A 19,047-nucleotide genomic window follows, 5' to 3' on the forward strand; every position below is an offset into this window, starting at 1 on the left:
TTATGCGATCAGTCTCTTTAAATGAATCATAAATGCTGTTCTATCAATTTCTTGAGCACCAAGTGAAGCAAGATGTCGGGTGTTCATCTGACAATCGATCATACCAACCCCTTTATCTTTTAAGAATTGCACCATGTGAGCAAAAGCAATCTTCGAAGCATCCGTGACATTGTGAAACATCGATTCACCAAAAAACATGTGGTTGATCAGTACACCATATAAACCACCAACTAAAGTGTTATTTATCCAAGTTTCGGCGGAATAAGCAAAGCCTCGCTGATGCAATTCACAGTATGCATCAATAATCTCAGAAGTAATCCAAGTGCCATCTTGGTCTGGACGATTGGTCTCTGCGCAAGCTTCCATGACTTGACGAAAATGGGTGTTAAATCTTACTTCGAAGTCATTTTTCTTTAAGCGTTTTGCAAGTGATTTAGAGACTTTAAAGTCTTGCGGAAAAAGCACCATGCGTGGACTTGGGCTCCACCAAAGCACAGGTTCACCCTCGCTAAACCAAGGGAAAATGCCGGACCGATAAGCGCTTAAAAGGCGCTCGCTGGACAAATCTCCACCTATGGCTATCAAGCCATTTGGCTCAGTCAAAGCATCCCTGAGAGGTGGAAAGGGCGTGGCATCGTCTAGTGCAGCCACTTTCCCCGTGGGAAGTTGATAGTAATCACCTTGCACTTCAATTTTCTCTTGTTATGCGAGCATCCAAGCCGCCATCGCCACCATGAGTAAGTCCTCGATGATGGTGATGGTTGACATCGGCAAATTAAACACAGCGCCTAAACAGGCACAACGTATTTTTTGCTTATTCATGACGGCGCGAATGACACCCAAGCTTGAGAAGCCCATGACCACGATTGTTACCATATTCGTAATTTGAGGGGCTAGGGCGAGTAAATATGCAAAGCCAAGTCCGAGTTCGATGAATGGATAAATCAAACCATACTGTTTCCAACGCATCGCAAGTAGGTCATACATGGCATAACTATCCGCGAAGGCGCGAATGTTGAGTAACTTGAAAAAAGAAAACACCAGAAAAAATCCCGCCATAAAGTCCATCATCCAACGCTCAATATTAAAGAGCTCATCATGCAACATGACCGGATGAAGCTGGATGGCTAGCGTAGTGATGAGAAGATAAGACAGGATTAAGAGCAGTGGTTGATAAGTCGATAACCAAGATGGATTTTCAGCGACAATCGTTGAACGCTCAGGAATTTTATGAGGGCTAAGCTTTGATGCTTGGTAGTTTCCTGCGAGCGCAAGGGCTTGATTGATTTGAGTAAAAGTTGCCTTCGCATGATCAAGCTTTGCCAAAGGCGGATTGAGTGTGACTGTCACGCTTTCGGCCAAAGGCTCAAGTGCAAGTCTGATTTTGTTTACGCAGCTGTTGCAATGCATGCCCTGAATTTCTAACAGTAATGTATCTTGTGCTGGCATTAGTAAAACCATTCTTAATCGACCAATAAGAAAATCAGTTTAACCCATTTTAATTGGCTAGATATTGATACGCAAAATGTCGATTCATAATTATTTCAGATATTTTTTTTCGAATACATCAATATCGAGTGCTTCATCATACAAATACCCTTGCCCATAGTTGCAATCAAATGCTTGCAACCAGTCAGCATCTTCCTGACGTTCAACGCCCTCAGCAATCGTTTTAATGCCTAGCGTGGATGAAAGCTTCGTAATCGCTGAAACGATTGCTTGCGACTTATTATTGTTCGTCACATCAACCACAAATGTTCGATCAATTTTGAGAATATCGATCGGGAGTTTGTGTATATAGCCCATCGATGAGTAGCCAGTTCCAAAATCATCAATACCAATTTGAAAGCCTACTTTTTTCAGCTTTTCAAATTTAGTGAATGTCTCGTTGGTGGAGTCAAGCATCACACTCTCTGTAAATTCGAGCAGTATTTTATGTGCGTTAATTTGGAAGGTTTGTAGCATCACAATCATGCGGTCAACAAAGTCATCTTTGGCAAATTGCTTGACAGAAATGTTGATGGATAAATAAGGTGAATTTTCATTACCTTCCCAAATTTGTGCTTGTTTAAATGCAATATTTAAGAGTTTGTCGCTGAGATCGATGATGAGGTCGGATTTTTCTGCCACGGCGATAAAGTCGCTTGGAGAAATTAAGCCTTTTGTCGGATGATGCCATCGGGCGAGTGCTTCAGCACCGACTAATGCCCCTGTTTTCAGGTCTACAATCGGCTGGTATTGTAAATTGAGCTGATCTTTTACTCGAATTGCTTCTTTGAGCGCACTTTCCATTTCGATGTGCTCTCGCATATCGCTATTCATGTCTTCGGTAAATAAAGCATAACGATTTTTGCCAGATTTTTTGGCCGCATACATGGCAGTATCGGCATGCCGAAGGAGGGTGTCGCTATCCAACCCATTATCAGGAAATTTTGCGATACCGATACTGGTGTTGACCGTGAAGCTTCTAGCGCCAATCACAATTGGGTAGGTCGCTAATTGGTCGAGAAGTTTTTGCGCTAAGAGTGTGACATCAAATTGCGCGTTTTCTTTTGTATTTTCAATGATGACAGTGAATTCATCACCACCAAGACGCGTCACCATATCGCTGCTACGAAAAATATCTTTCAGCCTGCCTGCAATTTGAATTAAAAGTGCGTCCCCAGCTTCGTGGCCAAGTGAATCATTAATATATTTGAAATTATCCAAATCCATAAAAAACAGCGCAAAGGATTGATTGTTGTGATGTGAGAATCGGATAACCTGATTGAGGTGATCCAAAAACATTCTGCGATTTGGCAAGCCTGTTAACTTATCGAAGAACGCAAGTTGATGTAACTCATTCTCTAATTTTTTGCGTTCAGTAATGCTTGATAACACTGCAAGTAAATGGTTCTCAGACTTTTCACTATCCTCTATAAATTCCAAACGCATTTCGACAGGGAGTGCAGTTTTGTTTTGCTTTGAGATCACGATGTCATGAGAAGGTGGGTTGCTTTTGTGTTTTTCCATCCACTCGATTTCACGGAGTAAGTCGGCCAAGTCAAGGTTAAGCGCATCACTAAACGCTACAACATGCATGCCATTAAAGTAATCGGTCGGATAACCAGTAATGCTAGTCACTGCATCATTCACAAAAACAATATTAAGATTTTTATTAAACAGCACAAAGGCATCGTGGGTTTGTTCAACAATCTGCACTAGTTGGAAAAGTCGTGAAGACTTTTCTTGTAGAGAGCTGGACATTTCATTAATCGCTTTGCCTAGCTCGCCAATTTCCCCAATCGAGGTTTCCGGCGCACGAGTAGACAGTTTGCCTTCGGCCAAGTTTTTGGCCATGGAGGTAAATGTACTGATTTGTCGACGGATTTTACTCGATGAGGCGAAGAATAAGAATAAAGACAAACCGCAGGAGAGAATAGTGAAAACGATCACGGCCCAGTAAAAGCTATTGATAATAGAAAAATAAGCTTCTTGAGAGAAGCTCACAGTAATCACGCCCCACTCTTGACCGCTAATCGCTACTGGCGTACTAAATTCAAAATGTTTGGTGGTTGAAAATAAGTTGTGGCTATTGCTGATGACGTAAGGGCGGTCACCTATCAATAATGCTTTGTCATGATTAAAGTGTATTTTGTAATAGGGCAGGGATTTTTCTTTCAGCGTCCAATTATCTTTTGTCATGATGATTTCTTCACCACTACGATTGCTGTAAACAATCATCAAAATGTTCGGTGTATCCCGCATAACGTTCATGCAGTAATCGATAATCTGACTAAATTCTTTTTTGTAGAGTGCATCGTAAGTGGCAGCGAGGGTGCTGTTGGAGAAGGTTCGCCCCTGCTCGGCAGCCATTTCATCAGAAAGGCGATTGAAGAATGGTAAAACTACCAATAACAGTAATAGACCAGTGAACGATTGAATAATACTGGTGCGTATGAAGAAGTGACCAAAAATGCCTGAAAATAACTTATTTTTCATTAGCATCAGTTGGGGACACGTGCCGGTTTTTTAGACTTATTTGCGTTTGACGAACCAATACTCGCATTCGCTTTGAGCGTTTTATAACGCTTGAGTAAATCACGCACGTTGTCTAAGTCAGCGCTGCCGACTTCTTCGAATGACTCCGCATGAATAATGCGCATGAGTTGCTTACCTTTTTCAGTGGAGCTGAGGTCAATGAGAGACTGCATTGCGGCTTGATGGGATTTGTTGGGCATGGAAATTTTTGCGCCCGCGACTAGTCCTAGCATAGGTTCTGATGTTGCTAAGACGGTCAATTTTTTAGCTAATTGAGGATTTAGTTCAATGGCCGTTTTGTATTCACTTTCTCTCACGATGGTCATGTCTGACCGTCCAAAGAAAACATCCATAATGCCGGTATTGATGTTTTTTGGATTAATGCTTTCGGCAAAAAAACTATCAAGCTCAGGCGCTTGGTTTTCCAACAGCATAGTATTCAAAAAAAGCTTTTCCATATCTTGCGTATTGCGCATGCTCAGGCGTTTACCTCGTAAATCTTTAATACTTTTAATGTTATCAGCGCTTCTCACCAGCGCAATAAGTGATTGTTTAAGCGCTGCATTTTTATAATGAATTGCCATCATTTGAGGCTTCATCTTGTTTTCTCGTTGAAGGTATTCAAGAGGTGTGCCAAAGATGCCATGTATTTGATCTTTATCAAAGGCGTTGTATAGATCTTGTGTCGAGTCAAATACAAGCACGGATAAATTGGCGCTGTGTGCTTTAAGCAAGTCTGATAAGGCCACGTTAAACGTGATTTCAGTATCTTGTTTGGAGCTATCTCGAATACCAAGGGAACTGCCACCCATCATGATCTTTTCAGCGATGTTATCGTCGGCAGCTATGCCATTGATTGCGATAGTGAGTAGTAAAAGCAAAAATATTTTTTGTAGATGCTGGATCATTGCGCTTCTGCGCCTAATACGTAGTTGATTTCCGCTAATTGAAGCTGTTGATCATGCTGTGCGCGCAACAAATTGCCTTTTACGATGGCTTCTAAAATACTGGCTTCTACCATGTCTTGAGGTTTTGATGCGCCTATCTGCAACGCACTTGCAGTGAGATCGACGTTTTCTTGTGCTTGTTTAGCGGCGAGTGTTGATACTGCGATTTGTTGTCTTGCCGCATCAAATTCGATGAATAGCTTTTTGATTAAAGTCGCGATGCCTTGCTCAACTAATTTCTGCTTGTCTCGCATTTGTGAGGATTGCAATCTTGCTGTATTGACTTGGTTCGTGGTCATGCCACCATTAAAAAGTGGCAAGCTGATCCCAACACCAATTGTCCAGCTATCTTTAGTCGAGCCATTAACCAGTGCCGAGTCGATGTTGCTGTCGAGGTGTTTTGCTTCTGCGGTAAGCGCAACTTTTGGAAAGTAGCCGCTGCGTGCTTCATCAATCTTTTCATTGGAGGCACGCACTGCGAGTTTGAGTAAGTTGATTTGAGGATTGAATTGATTCGCCTGTTGAATCAATGCCTCGATTTGTGGATCTTGATTTAATGTATTGTTTAAAGGCGTCTCGATACTGATTTGACTATCCCAGCTTGCACCCATCGTATTGGCCAGGGCAGCCAGTGCCGCTTGATGTTTGCTGGCAAAATCAATTTCAACTGATTTTGCATAAGAGACGGCGAGTTCTGTTTTAATGAAATCAAGTTTATTCACCGTTTCTGAACCGCCCTCATACAAGCTTTTGGTGAAATCCCTTGTGCTACTCAGTGAGCTGAGAATCGCTTTCGCTGTTTTGTTGAGTGCCTGAGTGAGTTGCGCTGCGAAATAATAGCGCTTTACATCGCGCACCACTTGCAAGCTGGTGCGGCGATATTCCTCTTGTGCAATTTCCTTGCCGATAACAGTTTGGTTAATGAGGCTGGTGATTTTTCCGCCAGTGTATAGCGGATACATTAATTGCAATGCAGCTGAGCTGATGTTTTGATCCATGAGCTTAATGTTTTGCGCTGGCACTGGCACCTCTGCGCCACCCAGTGCGGCCACAGAAATGCTGTTTGCGGGCACACTAAACAAAGGCGCTTTATCGCGGTGCTGAAAACCAGCTTGAAGGGTCAAGGTGGGCCAGCGTGCCGAAAGTGCTTGTTGGTATTGGCTTTCAGCGATGGCTGCAGATTGATAGGAAATCTGTTTTTCAATATTGTTTTTGAGGGCAATTTCAATCGCGGTATCTAGGCTTAGACGAGGGAAGTTCTCGGCGGCATAGACATTGAGATTGAGATTGAGTGATGTCAGAACGCTAGCCAAGATTAAAACAGCGTGCGTGCGTGTGCTTTTATTATTGTTTTTGGTGAACACAGCAAAACAATTCATTTTTTCAATGCCTTAATGATCGGTTTCGGTTAAAAAAGAACGAATAAAATCAATCTAATACAGGAAATTTTATTATCTAATACGGAAAATTTTAATATGATTACATTTTTTATATGCTTAAACAACGCTTTGTTTTAATGGGATGGATGATTAAGTGCGCTATTTTATTTGGCATCATTTGATTCTGTAAGATGGCTAGGGATAAAACGATTCCTTTGGGCGATATTCAATCCAATTTCGGGTAAAATAACGCTTTTATCACTTCAGCTTCTCAGTCCATGTCCCCATCTATGCCAAGTTTGCCTATGTTAAGTTTGCGCGGTAGCGCGGCGCTATCCTCTTTCAGACTTCAAAAAATCCTTGCGAATTTAAGTCAATCAGCCCCTCAAATTAATGCGGTGCATGCTGATTTTTGGCATTTTGCTTGGAATGAAGGATCGTTGACTGATGGGCAATTGGACACGCTGAAAAAGATCCTGACTTATGGTCCACGTATGGCTGAGGAAGCGCCAGTAGGTGAGTTGTTTTTGGTGATTCCCCGACCAGGCACGATTTCACCTTGGGCTTCACGTGCAACGGATATTGCTAAACATTGCGGCTTAGGCAATATGCAACGTATTGAGCGAGGGATTGCTTATTACGTGAGTAAGAAAGATGGCTCAGCATTAACGGAAGCTGAAAAACAAGCAGTGAAGGCTGCCGTCCATGATCGCATGACGGAAGCTGTGTTTGGAAGCATCGATGATGCGGCTAAGCTTTATCATCAAGCAACGCCAGCGCCTTTGTCGAGTGTGGATATTTTGGCTGGGGGTAAGGCTGCGCTTAATCAAGCCAACACCGACTTAGGCTTAGCGCTTTCTCCAGATGAAGTGGACTATTTGTTAGAAAACTTCACTCGCATTGGCCGCAATCCAACGGATGTTGAATTGATGATGTTTGCGCAGGCGAACTCAGAGCATTGTCGCCACAAGATTTTTAATGCGGATTGGGTTGTGGATGGTGTTGAGCAAGCACAGTCATTGTTTGGCATGATTCGAAATACACACAAGTTAAATCCAGGCAGCACTGTCGTTGCTTATTCTGACAACGCCTCTATCGTGGCGGGCTCAGCTGGTCAAAAAACCAAACGTTTCTATCCGCAAGCAGGCGGCGCATATGGTTTCATCGAAGAAGAAATGCATTACTTGATGAAAGTGGAAACACATAACCATCCAACAGCCATTTCACCTTTTGCTGGTGCGGCGACAGGTGCAGGTGGTGAGATTCGTGATGAAGGTGCAACAGGTAGCGGCTCTAAACCGAAAGCTGGCTTAACTGGCTTCTCAGTTTCAAATTTGAATATTCCAGGTTTTGAACAGCCTTGGGAAGGTAGTTACGGCAAGCCTTCACGTACCGCTTCCCCTTTACAAATTATGATGGATGGCCCGCTGGGTGGCGCGGCTTATAACAATGAATTTGGTCGTCCAAATATTGCGGGTTATTTCCGAACTTTTGAATTAGAAGCTGCTGGTGAAATACGCGGCTATCACAAGCCAATTATGTTGGCAGGGGGCGTTGGTAATATTTCTGCGAAACACTCTAAAAAGAACCCGATACCTGCAGGTGCTTGCCTTATTCAGTTAGGTGGCCCAGCGATGTTGATTGGTTTAGGTGGCGGTGCTGCTTCAAGTATGGATACAGGCGCTAATGCAGAGAACTTGGACTTTGATTCAGTGCAACGAGGCAATCCAGAGTTAGAGCGCCGTGCGCAAGAAGTGATTGATCGTTGCTGGCAGTTGGGCGATAAGAACCCAATCTTAAGTATTCATGACGTTGGCGCGGGTGGTATCTCAAATGCATTCCCTGAGCTGGTGAATGATGCTGGTGTGGGTGCAGTGTTCCAATTACGTGATGTGCATAACGAAGAGCCGGGTATGTCACCTCGTGAGCTTTGGAGTAACGAAGCGCAAGAGCGTTATGTCATGGCTGTTTCTAAAGAAAACCTAGCGCTATTTGCTGAAATCTGTGAGCGTGAGCGTTGTCCGTTTGCAGTGGTTGGTGAAGCTACTGAAGAGCGCCATTTAACGGTGGCTGACAGTCATTTTGGCAACAAGCCTGTGGATATGGATTTATCTGTATTGCTTGGCAAACCGCCAAAAATGCTTCGGGATGTAAAGCATGCAACACGTACCTTGCCAGCCTTTGATACAACAAAGATTGATTTAAAAGACGCGGCAAATCGCGTGCTACGCCTGCCTGGCGTTGCTGATAAAACATTCCTCATTACCATTGGCGACCGCTCTGTAACGGGTTTGATTGCGCGTGACCAAATGGTCGGCCCATGGCAAGTACCAGTAGCTGACGTGGCGGTAACGCTTGCGGGCTATCAAACTTATCAAGGTGAAGCCTTCGCGATTGGTGAGAAAGCGCCTTTGGCCTTGATTTACGGCCCCGCATCTGGCCGGATGGCCATTGGCGAATCAATTACCAATATCGCCGCAAGTTTAATTAGCGACATTAGTGATTTGAAACTATCCGCTAACTGGATGGCGCCAGCAGGTCACCCGGGTGAGGATGCTGCCTTGTTTGATACTGTTAAAGCAGTAGGCATGGAACTTTGCCCTGCGCTTGGCATTAGTATTCCTGTTGGTAAAGACTCGATGTCAATGAAGACGGTTTGGGATGATGCGGGCGAGAATAAAGCCGTCACATCACCAATTTCATTAGTAGTCACTGCATTTGCCGCTACGCCAGATGCACGTAAAACACTGACGCCACAATTAAGAACAGACTTGGGTGATACCAGTTTGATTTTGATTGATTTGGGCGCTGGTAAAAACCGCATGGGTGGCTCAGCTTTGGCACAAGTCTACGGTGCGGTGGGTAATCAAGCGCCAGATGTGGATGATGCGTCACGTTTGAAAAGCTTCTTTAGCGCAATTCAAGCGTTGAATTCAGATGGTAAATTGCTTGCCTATCATGACCGTTCTGACGGCGGCTTATTCTCAACCGTTGTTGAAATGGCTTTTGCCGGACATTGCGGATTGGCGATAAGTCTAGATGGCTTGGCTGGTGATATTGCAAGCGTGCTATATAACGAAGAATTAGGTGCAGTGATTCAAGTGCGCGCATCAGATACAGATGTGATTGCCGCCAGCTTGAAGCAAGCGCTACCAAATTGCATCCATGTCATTGGTGAGGTGACTCCTGGCGACGCTATCGTGATGAAGCAAGCGGGCATGGCAATATTTGAAGCCTCTCGAGTTGATTTGCATCGCGCTTGGTCTGAAACGACTTACCAAATGCAAAAAATGCGTGATAACCCAGCTTGTGCGCAACAAGAATATGACCGTATTTTAGATAAATCAGATGTGGGTTTGCATGCAAAACTCACATTCGACCCAAGCGACAATGTTGCTGCCCCATATATTGCCACTGGCGCGCGCCCAAAAATGGCAATTTTGCGGGAGCAAGGCGTGAATGGCCAAACGGAAATGGCTGCTGCATTTGACCGTGCTGGCTTTGCCACTTACGACGTGCATATGAGTGACATCATTAGCGGTCGAGTGAGCTTAAAAGACTTTGCTGGTTTTGTGGCTTGTGGCGGTTTCTCTTATGGGGATGTGTTAGGTGCGGGTGAGGGTTGGGCGAAGTCCATCTTGTTTAACGCACGCGCTAATGACGAGTTCTCAGCATTCTTTCAACGCCAAGACTCATTCTCTTTAGGTATTTGTAACGGTTGCCAAATGATGAGCAACTTACACAGCATTATTCCTGGTGCTGATCAATGGCCGCATTTTGTTCGTAACAAGTCAGAACAGTTTGAAGCGCGCTTTGCGATGGTGGAAGTGCAAGAGTCGCCATCACTATTCTTTGCAGGCATGGCTGGAAGCCGCATGCCAATTGCCGTTGCACATGGTGAAGGTTTTGCGGAATTTTCTTCAGAATCTGCGGTCAATGATGTTATAGCAAGTAAATTAGTTAGTATGAAGTTCGTAGATAATGCAGGCAGTCCAACTGAAGTGTATCCATTTAACCCAAATGGATCACCCCAGGGAATTACTGGTTTAACTACGCAAGATGGGCGTTTTAGTATTATGATGCCGCATCCAGAACGTGTTTTCCGTACTGTGCAAAACTCTTGGCATCCAGATGCTTGGGGCGAAGATGGTGCTTGGATACGTATGTTTAGAAATGCAAGAAAGTTTATTAATTAAAACAAATAACACGGAGAGAAATACATGAAAATGATCAAAGCCCTAATGATGGTAATTGCCCTAAGCATCCCGTTTGCAGCATTTGCAATGGAAGGTGAGCAGCAAGTTGATTACACCGAAGCATTACGTGATGGTAATGTTAAAAAAGTAAAAAAATATATTGATTCAGGTGTAGATGTGAATGAGAAATTCTTCGCATGGTCAGCATTACAGATTTCTGCAAACAAAAATCAATTAGGCGTGGTCAAATATTTGGTTGAGCATGGCGCTGATGTGAACTATACCCATCCATTAACGAAGATGTCTGCGATCCAAATGGCGGCTTATGATGGTTATACTGAAATTGTGAAATACCTGGCTTCTAAAGGTGCTGATTTAAACTTAAAGCTTAAAGGTGATGTATCGATTGTTCGTGTGGTTCGTGATACAGGCAATACCAAGATGGTAGATTTGCTACTTTCTTTAGGTGCTAAAGATGACGGCTGTAAAGAAGAGAAGTGCTTCTAATAAAGCCTCACAAATTAGTTTAAATGCTTTAACATGAGTCTATGCAGATTCATTTGAACATTAATGCATTAACCCACAAGTACCTGATGGTGTTTGTGGGTTTTTTTACGTTGATGAGTCACGGTCATGCGGAAGAAAACCAATTCACCAGCCGACATATTCAAACACTTGCAGCATCCTGTGCGGCTTGTCATGGCTCTGAAGGGAATAGTCTTGGTGGCAACGCAGTGCTTGCCGGCTTAGATGCCTCCCATTTTGTAATGCAAATGATGGCATTCAAAAATGGCACGCGAAGCGCAACTGTGATGCATCGACATGCTAAAGGCTTAACGGTTGAGGAAATTAACGATTTGGCCCTATACTTTTCTCAGCAAAAGCGCATCGACGGACTCACACCGCCCAATCAAAAGTGGGCAGAATAACATGGCTATCGATAGACGTGACTTCCTTAAAATGGCGGCTGCAAGTGCGCTGGTTTCATTGCCCATGGTTACCCCCTTGCTTGCAAAAGCAAGCCAAGCCAGGGGCAGGGTGGTGGTAATTGGTGGCGGCTATGCCGGCGCGACGGTGGCGAAGTATTTACGTGTTTGGAGTGACGGTGGCCTTGATGTTGTGGTGGTTGAGCCGCGTAATCAGTTCGTTTCTTGCCCGCTGAGCAATCTCGTGTTGGGTGGTAGTAAAAATATCAATCAACTGACCTTTGGCTACGATCTTCTTAAAAAAAATCATGGCATTGAATGGGTGTCAGATGAAGTGCTCGCCATCGATGCTGCTAAGCGGGTCGTGAAAATGAAGCGGGGTGAACTCGCCTATGACAAGCTAGTCGTGGCGCCTGGTATTGATTTTATGTATGAACAATTACCGATGTTGGAAAGCAAGGAAGCGCAGTTGGAAGTGCCTCACGCTTGGAAAGCTGGGGCGCAAACTGTGACTTTGCGCAAACAGCTAGAAAGTATGAAAGACGGCGGGGTATTTGTCATGAGCGTCCCTAAAGCGCCATACCGTTGCCCACCGGGGCCATATGAGCGCGCCTGTCAGGTCGCGCTTTATTTAAAGAACAATCAACCAACATCAAAAGTGATTGTGTTGGATGCCAATCCCGAAATCACTTCAAAAAAAGCTTTGTTCACTAAAGTGTTTGCGGAAAATTATGCAAGCATTATTGACTATCGGGCCAATAGCACGATAGTTGATGTGGATGTAGGGCGTAAAACCGTTACAACTGAATTCGAATCCATTCAGGCTGATGTGCTGAATATTATTCCGCCGCAACGTGCAGGAAAAATTGCACAAATTGCAGGCACTGCCAATGTGGATAAGCGTTGGTGCGAGGTGGATTTTGTAAGCTATGAATCTAAGATTGTCCCCAATGTTCATATTATTGGAGACTCCGTTTCAGCTGCATTGCCAAAGTCAGCGCACATGGCGACTTCGCAAGCCAAAGTGTGCGCCAATGCCATCCTGGCAATCATGAGCCAGCAAGCGCCTGACGCATCGCCTGTATTTGCCAATACATGTTACAGCTATGTATCCGATAAAATGGCCATGCACGTAGCGAATGTCTATCGTTATGATGCGAATAAAAAAATCATGGTGCCTGCCGAAGGCGGCGGAGTGTCTGAAAAACCATCAGAGCTGGAAGGCAATTATGCGCAAGCTTGGGCAAACAATATTTGGTCCGACGTCCTGACCTAAGGGTTTTTTTAGCACATTTTATGAAGGAGCGTTACCTTGAAATTAAAACAATGCTTATCTGTTTGGCTGCTGGCATGCGTTAGCACATCGGCACTGGCACATGAAATTACCCTAACCTCTGTCGCTGTCTATATTCAAGCGCAAGACTATGATCACCCAATTCGGTTAAGAAATTACTCACAAGATTATTGGGTTAGCCAAGCGCCAATGTTAGAGACTGCGGCGCTCGAGGTGTTGAGCAAGGACTTTGGCGGCGTGGAAATGTGCGATGCAAAACCACTGGAATCTAAAGTCTTGGTGTGGCTCCGCCCAAGTATGTTCTATAACCCACAAATGCAAACCTTTTACGGAAAAGTCACTGCGATGACCTTGACTGCGGATGGTAAGCCTTTGGGTAAGTATGTGGGCGAAGCTAGCAAGCGTGCTTTTTTTGATGTTAAAACCGACATGACACTCAAAGCGGTTTATCACGCAGCCATGCAAGGGGTTTCAAATAAAATGAAAGCCGATACCAAGTTCCAAGAAGCGCTCAAAGCGCCTTCGTTTTCATCGCCTTGTGCAACAGCCAGCATGTTGCCCGAGTCAAAAATTAAATTTATGTCCATTCAGTAGTTTTAATACAGTAGTTGCAAATGAGTAGTGTCAATTCAATAGGGGAGTTTGTATGCGTATTTCCAAATTATTACTAGCCTTAGTCGCGGTGGTTTCTATCACTGCCCAAGCCCACGAAACCAAAAAAATCACTGGCCTAAAAATGCCTGAATCAGCGATTGCCGCAAAAGATGGACGTGTGTTTGTTTCAGAAATTGGCGAGTTTGGTAAAGACGGTGACGGTCAAATTACCGTGGTAGATAAAAACGGCGAAGCCAAAGTATTTGCACAAGGCTTGGATGATCCGAAAGGCCTAGCGATTGTCGGTAAGGATTTGTATGTGGCCGATAACCACCGTGTGATTAAAATCACGCCAGATGGCAAAACTTCAGTGTTTGCCGCGGCAGAAGCATTCCCTGAGGCACCACAATTTTTGAACGACTTAGAGTCAGATGCGGCTGGCAATATTTACGTGAGCGACAGCGGTGACTTAAAGGGCGTAGGCGGTGCGGTTTATAAAATTAACCCACAAGGTAAAGTCACCACCATTATCAATGGCAAACAAGATGCACGCGTATTAGCGCCTAATGGTTTACTAATGGGCAAAACACCAAACTGCATCATGGTGGTCGATTTTGTATCTGGCGTGTTATATCGCTTAGAGATGAAGAAAAACACTCTCATTGAAGTCGCCAAAGGCTTTGGCGGTGGCGATGGCATCGTTAAAGGTAAAAAAGACCAGTTCTTTGTTAGCGATTGGAAAAACGGCAAAGTATTTAGCGTGAAGCTAGAAAAAGGTGCTGTGCCAACTGGCGAATTAGTTAAAGAAGGCTTTGCAGCCGCTGCAGATATTGCACCTAGCTTAGATGGCAAGTTTTTGTTGGTGCCAGATATGAAAGCGGGTGAGTTGGTGTATTTGCCGATTCATTAATTTAAAGTTAGAGAAATGTAAAAGGCCTTCAAATGAAGGCCTTTTTTACTTTCAAACCTCATTCGCACTGAGCTTGTCGAAATGTGTTAACCGTAATAAAAGTTATTTCACCACTGTCACTGACTCAATCGCAATCGTTTGCATCGGCACATCACCGCCATCCGTTGGCATTTTGGCAATGCGTTCAACCACGTCCATGCCTTTAACCACTTTGCCAAACACGGTGTAGCCCCAGCCACGTTCTGATTTGTCGCTGTGGTTTAGAAAGGAGTTATTGGCGACGTTGATAAAGAACTGTGATGATGCGGAATGCGGGTCATTGGTGCGTGCCATGGCAATAGTGCCGATGGTATTTGCTAAACCATTATCTGCTTCATTTTTAATTGGAGCGCGGGTGGTTTTTTCATTTAAGTTTTTATCCAAGCCGCCGCCTTGAATCATAAAGCCTGAAATGACACGGTGAAAAATCGTGCCTGTGTAAAAGCCGTCGTTGGCATATTTCAGAAAGTTAGCCACGGTGTTTGGCGCTTTTTCTTGATTGAGTTCCACCACAATTATGCCTTTGTTGGTTTTAATTTCAACCGTAGGCTGTGCAAATGCGCTGACGCTTGTAGCGAGAAGTGAAACTAAAGCACATGAAAGAAGTCGTTTTTTTAATGACATATTTAATCCTTTGGTGAGTGTGTGGTTTGAATAAATTTGGTTTGAATTAAAAAGTTTAGTTAAATCGTAGAAAATAAATGAGCGATGCCGTCTAACCCAACATGGTTGAGCGCATAGCTGGCTTGGGCTTGTACGATAGGCTTGGCGTGGTAGGCAATGCCCGCTAACGCTTCACGCATCATGATTAAGTCGTTAGCGCCGTCGCCAATCGCAATGACTTGGTTTGGTGTTAAGCCTAATTCATCACGTTTTTGTACTAGGAAATCAGCTTTTGCTTGACCATCCACAATCTCACCAAGCACTTTGCCTGTAAGCTTGCCATCGATAATTTCTAGCGTGTTTGACTCCGCATAATCCAAACCTAGCTTGGCTTTGACGTGGTTGGCAAAAAATTCGAAGCCACCAGAAACGAGCAGGGTTTTAATGCCATTCGCTTTACAAGCATCTATCCACACTTGCGCGCCAGGGTTGAGTTGGAGTCTTTCATCAATCACACGTTGAAGTGCTGATTCTTCAAGTCCATTAAGCAAGGCAACGCGGCGTGTGAGACTTTCTTTAAATTCGATTTCGCCACGCATCGCGCTTTCGGTAATCTCAGCCACTTGCGGTTTGATGTTCATCATGTCAGCAATTTCATCAATACATTCGATATTGATGAGCGTGGAGTCCATATCCATCACGGCAAGTTTGATGTTTTTAAGTGTTTGCGTTTCTGGTACATAGGCGCAATCAATTTTTTCACTCGCACAAAATGCTTTTACTGCGTCAGAAGCGCTGGCCTCAGATGTAATGGCTTGATGTGGTAAGTAATAAGCGTGTTCAGCAATTTGCATGAATTGTGCGCCTTGCTTGGCGTTGCTGAGTTGATGGATGTGCATCAAGTGAGGCAATTGTATGGAGGAACCTTGAACAACTAAACGCATAGTAAGTTTTGTGAGAAATGAAAAAAGTGAAGATATTATACATGTTCAAAGCGGTGTATTTATCATGCTTTATTGTCGCGTTTTATCACGCCCTTTATCATCAATGGCTGGCGTCTAGCGACGTTTTGCGCGAGAATGTCATTTTAAGCTCAATCACACAATATCACTATGAATTTGCATGAATTTCAGGCTAAACAACTGCTTCAGCGCTATGGCCTAGCGGTACCTGTCGGACAGGTCGTTCAATCAGCAGAAGCTGCAGCAGCGGCAACTAAAGAAATCGCTGGCGATGCTTGGGTGGTAAAGGCGCAAGTGCACGCAGGGGGTCGCGGCAAAGCGGGCGGCGTGAAAATTGTAAAATCAGCGGGTGAAGCACAATCCGTTGTAAATGGTTTATTGGGCAAACATTTGGTGACTTACCAAAATGCGCCAGATGGTCAGCCGGTGCATCAATTATTGGTTGAGCAAACGTTACCAATCGCCCGTGAGCTTTATTTATCTATTTTGGTAGACCGTACCCTTGAACGTGTGGTGATGGTGGCTTCGAGTGCTGGCGGTATGGACATTGAAGAAATTGCCGCAACGACGCCTGAAAAAATTCTGCAAGAAGTCTGTGATCCATTAAACGGCTTGGTTGATTATCAAGCGCGTAATTTGGCATTTGCTTTAGATTTAGTCGGCGACCAAATTTCCGCATTCACTAAGTTAGCAAAAGGCTTGTATAAATTATTCAAAGAGAACGATTTGGCTTTGCTTGAAATCAATCCTCTTGTTGTGACGACTGATGGCAAGTTGTTTGCCCTCGATTGCAAAATGAGTGTGGATGACAATGCGCTGTATCGCCAAAAATCATTGGCTGAGCAACGTGATTGGAGCCAAGACGATGCGAAAGAGGCTGAAGCGCATCATGCAGGTCTTAATTACATTGCGCTTAACGGCAACATTGGCTGTATGGTGAATGGTGCAGGTTTAGCCATGGCAACCATGGATTTGATTAAACTCCATGGTGGTGCGCCAGCTAACTTCTTGGATGTGGGCGGTGGTGCAACGGCTGAAACCGTTGCTAAAGCATTCAAAATTATTTTGGCTGATAGCAACGTTAAAGCGATTTTAGTGAATATTTTTGGTGGCATTATGCGCTGCGACATTATTGCTGAAGGCATTATCACTGCGGTGAAAGAAGTGGGGATTAAGATTCCTGTGGTAGTGCGTTTAGAGGGTACGAATGTCGAATTAGGTCGCAAGATGTTGAGCGAGAGCGGTCTATCCATTATTTCTGCTGCGGGTTTGACCGATGCGGCTAAACAAGCAGTTGCTGCAGTGAGCGCGTAAGGTTAGAACATGAGCATATTAGTGAATAAAAATACCAAAGTGTTATGCCAAGGTTTTACTGGCAAACAAGGCACATTCCATTCAGAACAAGCGTTGGCTTACGGCACCAAAATGGTCGGTGGTGTAACGCCTGGCAAGGGTGGTCAAAGCCACTTGGGTTTGCCAGCCTTTAATACCATGCGTGATGCAGTCCGTGAGACTGGCGCCAATGCTTCTGTAATTTACGTACCACCACCGTTTGCAGCAGACTCTATTTTAGAGGCGTGCGATGCGGGCATTGATTTGATTGTGTGTATTACAGAAGGTATTCCAGTCTTGGATATGCTGAATGTAAAAGCAGCACTTAAAGCCAATAACGTGAAATTAGTGGGCCCAAATTGCCCAGGTGTGATTACGCCAGATGAGTGCAAAATCGGCATTATGCCTGGAAGCATTCACTTGCGCGGCAAAGTGGGCATTGTTTCACGTTCAGGTACGCTCACTTACGAAGCAGTTAATCAAACAACGACATTAGGTTTAGGCCAATCAACTTGCGTGGGTATTGGCGGTGATCCTATTCGCGGTTTGAATTTTATTGATTGCTTGAAAATGTTCCAAGCGGATCCTGAAACTGAAGCCATTATTATGGTGGGCGAAATTGGCGGTGCGGATGAAGAGGCCGCGGCTGATTACATTAAGCACCATGTGACCAAGCCTGTGGCTGGTTATATTGCAGGTCAAACAGCCCCTAAAGGCAAACGGATGGGCCATGCGGGTGCGATTATTTCTGGCGGAAGCGGTAAAGCCGAAGACAAGATGTTGGCATTGGAAAAAGCGGGCGTCATTGTTGCGAGTTCTCCAGCAGGCTTGGGTGAAGCAGTGATGGCAGCGATTAAGGCAAAACAAGCAAATTAATGAACGCGAATTTGATGAAAAATTTTGTATGGCTTCCCCTGATGTTAATCAGTTTGGTGCTCAGCCATTTGGCGGTCGCTGAAGAAGACGTGCCATATTTGTTAACGGTTTCAGCCAAAGGCGATATGGCAACTGTGCGTGCCTTGCTGGAAAGCGGCACTAATCCTAATGTGCGCGATATCGACAACGTCACTGCCTTGATGTACGCCGCACGCAAAGACAAATCAGAAGTCGTTAAATTGCTTTTGGATAAGGGTGCAGATCCTAATGCGAAAGATAATAGCGGCTGGACCGCACTCATGTTGGCAGCGCGCAAAAATTATTTAAATACAGCAGAAGCTTTACTTAATAAAGGGGCTGACCCAGCGCTTCGTGATGTGTCTGGTTGGAGTGCCATGGGGATGGCAGCAACCTCTGGTTATTCAGAAATGGTTGGATTACTCATAGACCATGGCATGGAAGTGAATATTAAAAGCGATGATGGTAAGAGTGCGTTGATGTATGCGGCCAAGAACGGTGATGTCTCGACGATTAAAATACTGCTATCACATGGTGCGCTGATTGCTGATCGTGACCGTCTGAAATTGACAGCGCTAATGTATGCCGCGCGAGAGGGGAGAGTGGCTGCAATTAATATCCTCATTGAATCTGGTGCTAAAGTAGACGAGCAAGATCAATCAAAATGGACGGCGGTCAGCTGGGCTGTCAGAAAAAAACATGCGGAGGCGGTGAGTGCCCTGATTGCCAAGGGTGCAGATGTTAATCATAAGGATAGCGAAGGCACCCCCCCATTGCATAATGCTGTCTTAAACGGCGATGTTCCAATGGTCGCCATATTAATTAAGAGCGGTGCCAATGTAAAAGCCAAAGATCAATATGGGCTAAGCGCTTTGGTCTACGCACTCAAAGGCAAAAGTCCAGAAATTGTCAAAATGTTAAAAGATGCAGGTGGCAGCTATTAGTCAGTCC

Annotated in this window: 16 protein-coding genes; 9 read left to right on the plus strand and 7 right to left on the minus strand. The window is 44.5% G+C overall.

The window, feature by feature from the left end:
- From aat to BN1209_RS02980, 5 genes are all read right to left on the minus strand, one after another.
- Complete coding sequence (gene aat / locus BN1209_RS02960) at nucleotides 1-687, minus strand: leucyl/phenylalanyl-tRNA--protein transferase (protein WP_144402537.1); 687 nt, start codon at nucleotides 685-687, stop codon at nucleotides 1-3.
- A gap of 15 nt (nucleotides 688-702) precedes the next feature.
- Nucleotides 703-1,449, minus strand: coding sequence for a heavy-metal-associated domain-containing protein (locus tag BN1209_RS02965; protein ID WP_045751926.1), 747 nt, complete (start codon nucleotides 1,447-1,449; stop codon nucleotides 703-705).
- Nucleotides 1,450-1,539: 90 nt separating this feature from the next.
- Nucleotides 1,540-3,981 (minus strand): EAL domain-containing protein, encoded by a 2,442-nt coding sequence (locus tag BN1209_RS08870; protein ID WP_171816494.1) that lies wholly within the window; start codon nucleotides 3,979-3,981, stop codon nucleotides 1,540-1,542.
- A gap of 5 nt (nucleotides 3,982-3,986) precedes the next feature.
- Entirely contained in the window at nucleotides 3,987-4,928 is a 942-nt protein-coding gene (locus BN1209_RS02975) for a phosphate/phosphite/phosphonate ABC transporter substrate-binding protein (RefSeq protein WP_045750883.1), read from the minus strand.
- On the minus strand, nucleotides 4,925-6,346 hold the full coding sequence (locus tag BN1209_RS02980; protein WP_045750884.1) for a TolC family protein: 1,422 nt from the start codon (nucleotides 6,344-6,346) through the stop codon (nucleotides 4,925-4,927). Before BN1209_RS02980 ends, BN1209_RS02975 begins: the two co-directional genes overlap by 4 nt.
- Nucleotides 6,347-6,624: 278 nt before the next feature.
- On the opposite strand from BN1209_RS02980, the gene purL reads away from it, so the two are divergent.
- Genes purL through BN1209_RS03010 form a run of 6 tightly spaced genes read left to right on the plus strand, consistent with a single transcriptional unit; the run spans nucleotide 6,625 to nucleotide 14,266 of the window.
- A complete protein-coding gene (gene purL / locus BN1209_RS02985; protein ID WP_171816495.1) occupies nucleotides 6,625-10,542 on the plus strand; it encodes a phosphoribosylformylglycinamidine synthase in 3,918 nt (1,305 codons plus the stop codon).
- Between the two features lie 24 nt (nucleotides 10,543-10,566).
- Nucleotides 10,567-11,049 (plus strand): ankyrin repeat domain-containing protein, encoded by a 483-nt coding sequence (locus tag BN1209_RS02990; protein ID WP_045750886.1) that lies wholly within the window; start codon nucleotides 10,567-10,569, stop codon nucleotides 11,047-11,049.
- Nucleotides 11,050-11,090: 41 nt separating this feature from the next.
- Nucleotides 11,091-11,471, plus strand: coding sequence for a c-type cytochrome (locus BN1209_RS02995; protein ID WP_320408777.1), 381 nt, complete (start codon nucleotides 11,091-11,093; stop codon nucleotides 11,469-11,471).
- Nucleotide 11,472: 1 nt separating this feature from the next.
- Nucleotides 11,473-12,744 (plus strand): NAD(P)/FAD-dependent oxidoreductase, encoded by a 1,272-nt coding sequence (locus tag BN1209_RS03000; RefSeq protein WP_045750887.1) that lies wholly within the window; start codon nucleotides 11,473-11,475, stop codon nucleotides 12,742-12,744.
- 36 nt (nucleotides 12,745-12,780) lie between these two features.
- The gene (locus BN1209_RS03005) at nucleotides 12,781-13,356 is read left to right on the plus strand and encodes a hypothetical protein (protein ID WP_052661083.1); all 576 of its coding nucleotides are present in this window, start codon (nucleotides 12,781-12,783) and stop codon (nucleotides 13,354-13,356) included.
- Between the two features lie 52 nt (nucleotides 13,357-13,408).
- On the plus strand, nucleotides 13,409-14,266 hold the full coding sequence (locus tag BN1209_RS03010) for an SMP-30/gluconolactonase/LRE family protein (RefSeq protein ID WP_045750888.1): 858 nt from the start codon (nucleotides 13,409-13,411) through the stop codon (nucleotides 14,264-14,266).
- A 102-nt stretch (nucleotides 14,267-14,368) separates the two neighbouring features.
- Here BN1209_RS03010 and BN1209_RS03015 read toward each other — a convergent pair whose 3' ends face one another.
- Together BN1209_RS03015 and serB are read right to left on the minus strand one after the other, a co-directional pair.
- Nucleotides 14,369-14,929 carry a peptidylprolyl isomerase gene (locus BN1209_RS03015; RefSeq protein WP_082048376.1) on the minus strand — a complete coding sequence of 187 codons (561 nt, stop codon included), beginning with the start codon at nucleotides 14,927-14,929 and terminating at the stop codon, nucleotides 14,369-14,371.
- A gap of 59 nt (nucleotides 14,930-14,988) precedes the next feature.
- Entirely contained in the window at nucleotides 14,989-15,852 is an 864-nt protein-coding gene (gene serB / locus BN1209_RS03020) for a phosphoserine phosphatase SerB (protein WP_045750889.1), read from the minus strand.
- Nucleotides 15,853-16,020: 168 nt separating this feature from the next.
- On the opposite strand from serB, the gene sucC reads away from it, so the two are divergent.
- From sucC to BN1209_RS03035, 3 genes are read left to right on the plus strand one after another with little or no spacing between them, the layout of a single operon-like run.
- On the plus strand, nucleotides 16,021-17,184 hold the full coding sequence (gene sucC, locus BN1209_RS03025; RefSeq protein ID WP_045750890.1) for an ADP-forming succinate--CoA ligase subunit beta: 1,164 nt from the start codon (nucleotides 16,021-16,023) through the stop codon (nucleotides 17,182-17,184).
- Nucleotides 17,185-17,193: 9 nt separating this feature from the next.
- Nucleotides 17,194-18,078 (plus strand): succinate--CoA ligase subunit alpha, encoded by an 885-nt coding sequence (sucD, locus tag BN1209_RS03030; RefSeq protein WP_045750891.1) that lies wholly within the window; start codon nucleotides 17,194-17,196, stop codon nucleotides 18,076-18,078.
- A gap of 41 nt (nucleotides 18,079-18,119) precedes the next feature.
- Nucleotides 18,120-19,040, plus strand: a complete 921-nt coding sequence (locus BN1209_RS03035) for an ankyrin repeat domain-containing protein (RefSeq protein WP_231855148.1) — start codon at nucleotides 18,120-18,122, stop codon at nucleotides 19,038-19,040.
- Nucleotides 19,041-19,047 lie beyond the last annotated feature (7 nt).

The organism is Candidatus Methylopumilus turicensis, from assembly GCF_000953015.1.
In the GTDB taxonomy this organism is placed as follows: domain Bacteria; phylum Pseudomonadota; class Gammaproteobacteria; order Burkholderiales; family Methylophilaceae; genus Methylopumilus_A; species Methylopumilus_A turicensis.

Coding starts and splice junctions, on each gene's coding strand:
- BN1209_RS02965 (WP_045751926.1), bottom strand. CDS start 1,449: ATGCCAGCACAAGATACATTACTGTTAGAAATTCAGGGCATGCATTGC.
- BN1209_RS08870 (WP_171816494.1), bottom strand. CDS start 3,981: ATGAAAAATAAGTTATTTTCAGGCATTTTTGGTCACTTCTTCATACGC.
- BN1209_RS02975 (WP_045750883.1), bottom strand. CDS start 4,928: ATGATCCAGCATCTACAAAAAATATTTTTGCTTTTACTACTCACTATC.
- BN1209_RS02980 (WP_045750884.1), bottom strand. CDS start 6,346: ATGAATTGTTTTGCTGTGTTCACCAAAAACAATAATAAAAGCACACGC.
- purL (WP_171816495.1), top strand. CDS start 6,625: ATGTCCCCATCTATGCCAAGTTTGCCTATGTTAAGTTTGCGCGGTAGC.
- BN1209_RS02990 (WP_045750886.1), top strand. CDS start 10,567: ATGAAAATGATCAAAGCCCTAATGATGGTAATTGCCCTAAGCATCCCG.
- BN1209_RS02995 (WP_320408777.1), top strand. CDS start 11,091: ATGCAGATTCATTTGAACATTAATGCATTAACCCACAAGTACCTGATG.
- BN1209_RS03000 (WP_045750887.1), top strand. CDS start 11,473: ATGGCTATCGATAGACGTGACTTCCTTAAAATGGCGGCTGCAAGTGCG.
- BN1209_RS03010 (WP_045750888.1), top strand. CDS start 13,409: ATGCGTATTTCCAAATTATTACTAGCCTTAGTCGCGGTGGTTTCTATC.
- BN1209_RS03015 (WP_082048376.1), bottom strand. CDS start 14,929: ATGTCATTAAAAAAACGACTTCTTTCATGTGCTTTAGTTTCACTTCTC.
- serB (WP_045750889.1), bottom strand. CDS start 15,852: ATGCGTTTAGTTGTTCAAGGTTCCTCCATACAATTGCCTCACTTGATG.
- sucC (WP_045750890.1), top strand. CDS start 16,021: ATGAATTTGCATGAATTTCAGGCTAAACAACTGCTTCAGCGCTATGGC.
- sucD (WP_045750891.1), top strand. CDS start 17,194: ATGAGCATATTAGTGAATAAAAATACCAAAGTGTTATGCCAAGGTTTT.
- BN1209_RS03035 (WP_231855148.1), top strand. CDS start 18,120: ATGTTAATCAGTTTGGTGCTCAGCCATTTGGCGGTCGCTGAAGAAGAC.